1 protein-coding gene is annotated in these 207 nt (G+C 66.2%); it reads left to right on the top strand.

What is annotated here, in order from left to right; genetic code table 11:
• Positions 1-207: transposase (locus tag Q7A36_RS41535; RefSeq protein ID WP_456306865.1), on the top strand; the 207-nt coding region annotated here is incomplete at both ends.

The following is a 207-nucleotide window of genomic DNA, read 5'->3' as shown; positions in this document are numbered from 1 at the left end:
GGGGCCACTCGAAGGACCACCGGCCCGACCTGATGCAGCTGATCCTGTGCGTGGTGATCGACGCCGAGGGGCGGCCGGTCTGCACGGAGATCATGCCGGGCAACACAGCCGATGTCAGCGTCCTTCTCCCGACGATAGACCGCCTGCGTCATCGCTTTGCCATAGGTCGGGTGTGCGTCGTCGCTGACCGCGGCATGATCTCGGCTG

It is taken from the genome of Paracraurococcus lichenis, assembly GCF_030657435.1.
Classification (GTDB): domain Bacteria; phylum Pseudomonadota; class Alphaproteobacteria; order Acetobacterales; family Acetobacteraceae; genus Paracraurococcus; species Paracraurococcus lichenis.
The sequence above is the reverse complement of the archived record's forward strand: the minus strand, read 5'-3'. Positions and strand labels throughout refer to the sequence as shown.